The sequence below is a fragment of the Citrobacter sp. Colony219 genome (assembly GCF_019382635.1).
Lineage (GTDB): Bacteria > Pseudomonadota > Gammaproteobacteria > Enterobacterales > Enterobacteriaceae > Citrobacter > Citrobacter youngae.
On the sequence record NZ_CP080033.1, the window covers coordinates 895,566 to 900,580 of the forward strand.

A 5,015-nucleotide genomic window follows, 5' to 3' on the forward strand; every position below is an offset into this window, starting at 1 on the left:
GCCGCGCGGTTTAACCCTTCCTGTTGCTGTTAGCAAAATCTGGTGGCTGGCAATCGCTTGCTGCTGCCGTAATAATCAAAACAGCGAAGGGGAAATATATCCCCAGAACAGAGACGATTTATCATAAGGATGGTTAATGAACTGGGCACACGTATTGTTGGCGGGTTATATCGGGGCGGTGATTGCTATCGTCGTCGGCATGTTTCGCAAAAAAGGCTGGCTGGGTAAGGTCTCCGGCGCGGTGGTTTTTGTGGTGGCGATTGTTGCGTGGAATTTGTTTGATGTGCACTACCTGATCCCACGCGAAAGCCCGGATTATGGTCTGACGGATGCGCAGAAATTTGAAAACGCGATGCTGTCCATGCCTGTTTATCAGGTGCTTAAGGAGCAGGAGCCAGCGCTGTGGCAGAACATCCTCACCCAGGCAACGCAGCTGAAGGAGGCGGGGAAAAGCGAGCAACAGATTATCGACGCTATTCAGCCGCAGATCCTACAGGTACAGATGGCGCGTTTGCAGCAGGCGCCTGATGCCAACGTGATCGAGTATATGAAGATTAATCTCGAGCAGATTGCCGCGGTGGCAAAAGTGGGCAATGACGAATGTTTTCGCTTTTTATTCCCGGCAGTGAAAGGCGGGATTAACCCGGTGCGTATTATTCCGCGCGAGCTCATGAACCGTCGTATGGCCAGCGACATGAGTATGATGCACGCGGCCTATGGCCCGAACAAACATACGGTTACGGCGGAAGAAAAACAGTTGGCACTTCAGGATCTGCAATCCATCAGTCCGGGGCTGGTACAGCGCTTTGGACCGGATATCCAAATCATGGCCGATCCGAGTAAAGGCGTGGGCAAAGAGAAAGTCGCCTGTGAAATGGTGCAAGATTTATGGTCACAGGTGCTGAAGCTGCCAACCGCTCGCGCGGCTGGCGTTATTCGACTGATGCTCTCAGCCGAGATGCAGTAACGCGGTTAAAGCCTCTCGGCGTAAGGTCAGAGGGGCTTTAACATTCGCACTTCACAATCTACGTGCCCGGTACAGCCCAGCGCTTCGCTGATATGCTCAAAGCCTAAATGCTCATACAGGCGAATTGCCTCAGTCAGAAAAGCCGTGGTCTCAAGATAGCACTGCTTAAAACCTTGCTCACGGGCATGTTCAAGCGCCATCAGCGCCAGTTTTTTCGCCAGCCCCTGACCGCGCGCGCTCGACAGGAAGTACATCTTTTGCAGCTCACAAATGTCTGGTTCACTACATCCTAACGGTGCAACACCGCCGCCGCCCACGACTTCACCGTTTTGCTCAACCACCCAGTAGGCCGCGCCCGGCTGGCTGTAAACCTGGAACAATTCGTCCAGATTAGGGTCGGCAACGGTGTAGCCTTTATCGGCGGTAAGGCCGTATTCAGCGGAAACTTTGCGGATAACGCGGGCAATTGCGGCGTTATCATCGGCAGAAATTCGGCGCAGCGTTGCCGCGACGGAGGTAATGGCACTCATAGCGAACTCATGACATAAAAGTGAGACATATGCAGTTAATACCACTGCGGTGAGGGGAAGCGCAAGCGAGGATAATTCAAGAAAAAGCCTCTGAGCGAGAACGCCAGAGGCTTTATCGGGTTCACGAGCTGTCGGTTGCTTATCCGACCTACGTTGACGGTGCCCGTAGGCCGGAAAAGCGCAAGCGCCATCCGGCAAACGTATGGGCACGATTTTTACAGCGCGGCGATAACTGCCTGCTGCTCAATCAGCTTCGCTTTGGCTTCCGCGTAACCGTCCAGCTTCTCACGCTCTTTGGCGATCACCGCTTCCGGTGCGCGGGCAACGAAGCCTTCGTTGGAGAGTTTGCCTTCGATACGGGCAATCTCACCTTCGATTTTCGCGACTTCTTTCGCCAGACGCGCCAGTTCATCTTCTTTGTTGATGAGACCAGCCATCGGGATCAGCAGCTCGGCGCCGTCGATGATTTTGGTCACCGAAACTGGACCTTTGTCATCGGCAGGCAGCACGGTGATGCTTTCCAGACGCGCCAGGTTCAGCAGGAAGCTCTTGTTGTCGTTGACACGACGCATTGCATCCGCGCTGCAACCACGCAGCAACAGCTCCAGCGGTTTGCCTAGGGCAATGTTCATTTCCGCGCGAATATTACGTACGGCAACGATCGCCTGCTTCAGCCATTCGGTATCAGCCAGTGCCGCTTCATCAACCTGAGCCGCGTTATATTCCGGGAACGGCTGCAGCATGATGGTATCTGCGGTGTTGCCACAAATCACTTTCACGCGCTGCCAGATGGTTTCGGTGATGAACGGGATGATCGGGTGCGCCAGGCGCAGCAGGCCTTCCAGCACGGTCACCAGCGTATTACGGGTGCCGCGCAGTTCAGCATCAGTTCCTCCGGTCATGACCGGCTTGGTCAGCTCCAGATACCAGTCGCAGAACTGGTTCCAGGTGAATTCGTACAGGATGCCCGCAGCGATATCGAAGCGGAAGTTATCCAGCGCTTCGCGGTACGCTTTGATGGTCTGGTTGAATTCAGCGAGGATCCAGCGGTCGGCCAGAGACAGGGTCATTTCGCCGCCGTTGAAGCCGCAATCCTGATCTTCGGTGTTCATCAGCACGAAGCGGCTGGCGTTCCACAGCTTGTTACAGAAGTTACGGTAACCTTCCAGACGCTTCATATCCCAGTTGATGTCGCGGCCGGTAGAGGCCAGCGCCGCCAGGGTGAAACGCAGGGCGTCGGTGCCGTGCGGCTCGATGCCGTTCGGGAACTGCTTCTCGGTGCGCTTGGCGATCTTCTCGGCCAGCTGCGGCTGCATCATGTTGCCGGTACGTTTTTCCAGCAGCTCCGGCAGCGAGATACCGTCGACCATATCCAGCGGGTCAATCACGTTGCCCTTGGATTTGGACATCTTCTGGCCTTCGTCGTCACGGATCAGACCGGTCATGTAGACGGTATGGAACGGAACCTGCGGCTTGCCGTTTTCATCTTTGATGAAGTGCATGGTCATCATGATCATGCGGGCAATCCAGAAGAAGATGATGTCGAAGCCGGAAACCATCACGCTGGTTGGGTGGAACTGACGCAGCGCGTCGGTGTTTTCCGGCCAGCCGAGGGTAGAGAAGGTCCACAGCGCGGAGGAGAACCAGGTGTCGAGAACGTCTTCGTCCTGACGAAGCGCAACGTCGGCGCCGAGGTTGTTTTCCTGACGCACTTCATCTTCGGTACGGCCAACGTAGACGTTGCCGTCGTTGTCATACCATGCCGGGATACGGTGACCCCACCACAGCTGACGGGAGATACACCAGTCCTGAATATCGCGCATCCAGGAGAAGTACATGTTTTCGTACTGCTTCGGTACGAACTGGATGTCGCCGTTCTCAACCGCTTTAACCGCCGGTTTTGCCAGCACGTCGGCACGGACGTACCACTGGTCGGTCAGCATCGGTTCGATAACCACGCCGCCACGGTCGCCGTAAGGAACGGTCAGATCGTGAGGTTTGATCTCTTCCAGCAGGCCCATCGCATCGATGGCAGCGACGATCGCTTTACGCGCGGCAAAGCGTTCCAGCTTCTGGAATTCAGCCGGGATAGCGTTGGAGTAAACGTCAGACTCTTCACCTTTGGTGTCATACACTTCCGCGGTTTCGCGGATGTCGCCATCAAAGGTCAGAATGTTAATCATTGGCAGGGCGTGACGACGGCCGACTTCATAGTCGTTAAAGTCGTGCGCAGGGGTGATCTTCACGCAGCCGGTGCCTTTTTCCATATCGGCGTGTTCGTCGCCCACGATAGGAATACGGCGGTCAACCAGCGGCAGCATGACGAATTTGCCGATCAGATCTTTATAACGCGGATCTTCCGGGTTCACGGCTACGCCGGTATCGCCCAGAATGGTTTCCGGACGAGTGGTCGCCACGACCAGGTAATCTTTACCGTCTGCGGTTTTCGCGCCGTCGGCCAGCGGATAGCGGATGTGCCACATGGAGCCTTTAGACTCGCGGTTTTCCACTTCCAGGTCAGAAATAGCGGTGCGCAGTTTCGGGTCCCAGTTGACCAGACGCTTGCCACGGTAAATCAGGTCTTCTTTGTACAGGCGAACGAAGACTTCTTTCACGGCATTGGAAAGGCCTTCGTCCATGGTGAAGCGCTCGCGCTCCCAGTCAACGGAGTTGCCGAGACGGCGCATCTGACGGGTAATGGTGCCGCCGGATTCCGCTTTCCACTGCCAAATTTTGTCGATAAACGCTTCGCGACCGTAGTCGTGACGGGTTTTACCTTCTTCAGCGGCAATCTTACGCTCAACCACCATCTGGGTTGCGATACCCGCGTGGTCGGTACCGGCCTGCCACAGGGTGTTTTTGCCCTGCATGCGCTGGTAGCGAATCATGGTATCCATGATGGTTTGCTGGAAAGCATGACCCATATGCAAACTGCCGGTGACGTTCGGCGGCGGGATCATGATGCAGAAGGACTCTTTGCTTTCATCGCCGTTAGGTTTGAAATAGCCCTGCTTTTCCCAGTGCTCGTAAAGCGGCTGTTCGATATCTTGTGGGTTGTATGTCTTTTCCATTATTTCCAGGTTGCCGTATTCAGGTTAAAACCAGCCACGCGGTAAGCTTTGTAGCGATCGCGTGCCGATTGTTTCAAAGAATCTTCGTAAGGAACGAAGTCTATCACTTCTGTGAAAGCGGTGGCAAAATCTGCAAAGCCAACGCGTAAACTGATGAGCAGGTCGCGCGGGCTGCTGTTGCGTTTTTCCGGCCAGGCAATCTCTACCGGGGCGCCGCCTCTGGGGCCTTCACCCGCCAGATTATGTGGAACAAAGCTTTCTGCCGGTCTTGCCCACAGGGCTTCATCCAGTCGCAGAGCCTGCTTTTCGTTTTCACAGGCGATCAGCACACGCTTGCCAGCCCGCCAACGTTCTGCGGCAATTTCACACACCAGTTGTTCAACGGCGTTGAGGCCGTCGATGGTGTTGTCATTGTCCAGAATATAAAAGGTCGCATTCCTCATATAT

At 55.2% G+C, this 5,015-nt stretch carries 4 protein-coding genes; 1 reads left to right on the forward strand and 3 read right to left on the reverse strand.

From position 1 onward, the window contains the following. Positions 1-136 precede the first annotated feature (136 nt). Positions 137-967 carry a topoisomerase II gene (locus tag JTI85_RS03965; protein WP_115601071.1) on the forward strand — a complete coding sequence of 277 codons (831 nt, stop codon included), beginning with the start codon at positions 137-139 and terminating at the stop codon, positions 965-967. Positions 968-993: 26 nt separating this feature from the next. Here the strand turns inward: JTI85_RS03965 and JTI85_RS03970 are convergent, their stop codons facing one another. The 3 genes from JTI85_RS03970 to holC all read right to left on the reverse strand — a co-directional run bounded on the left by JTI85_RS03970 (position 994) and on the right by holC (position 5,011). Continuing rightward, complete coding sequence (locus tag JTI85_RS03970) at positions 994-1,497, reverse strand: GNAT family N-acetyltransferase (RefSeq protein ID WP_003025856.1); 504 nt, start codon at positions 1,495-1,497, stop codon at positions 994-996. A gap of 215 nt (positions 1,498-1,712) precedes the next feature. After that, positions 1,713-4,568: a valine--tRNA ligase gene (locus JTI85_RS03975; protein WP_219352133.1), complete on the reverse strand. Its 2,856-nt coding sequence runs from the start codon at positions 4,566-4,568 to the stop codon at positions 1,713-1,715. After that, positions 4,568-5,011, reverse strand: a complete 444-nt coding sequence (holC, locus tag JTI85_RS03980; RefSeq protein ID WP_219352565.1) for a DNA polymerase III subunit chi — start codon at positions 5,009-5,011, stop codon at positions 4,568-4,570. Before holC ends, JTI85_RS03975 begins: the two co-directional genes overlap by 1 nt. Positions 5,012-5,015: the final 4 nt, after the last annotated feature.

Bases quoted from the DNA above. Each gene is read 5' to 3' on its own strand.
- JTI85_RS03965 (WP_115601071.1), top strand. From the start codon at position 137: ATGAACTGGGCACACGTATTGTTGGCGGGTTATATCGGGGCGGTGATT.
- JTI85_RS03970 (WP_003025856.1), bottom strand. From the start codon at position 1,497: ATGAGTGCCATTACCTCCGTCGCGGCAACGCTGCGCCGAATTTCTGCC.
- JTI85_RS03975 (WP_219352133.1), bottom strand. From the start codon at position 4,568: ATGGAAAAGACATACAACCCACAAGATATCGAACAGCCGCTTTACGAG.
- holC (WP_219352565.1), bottom strand. From the start codon at position 5,011: ATGAGGAATGCGACCTTTTATATTCTGGACAATGACAACACCATCGAC.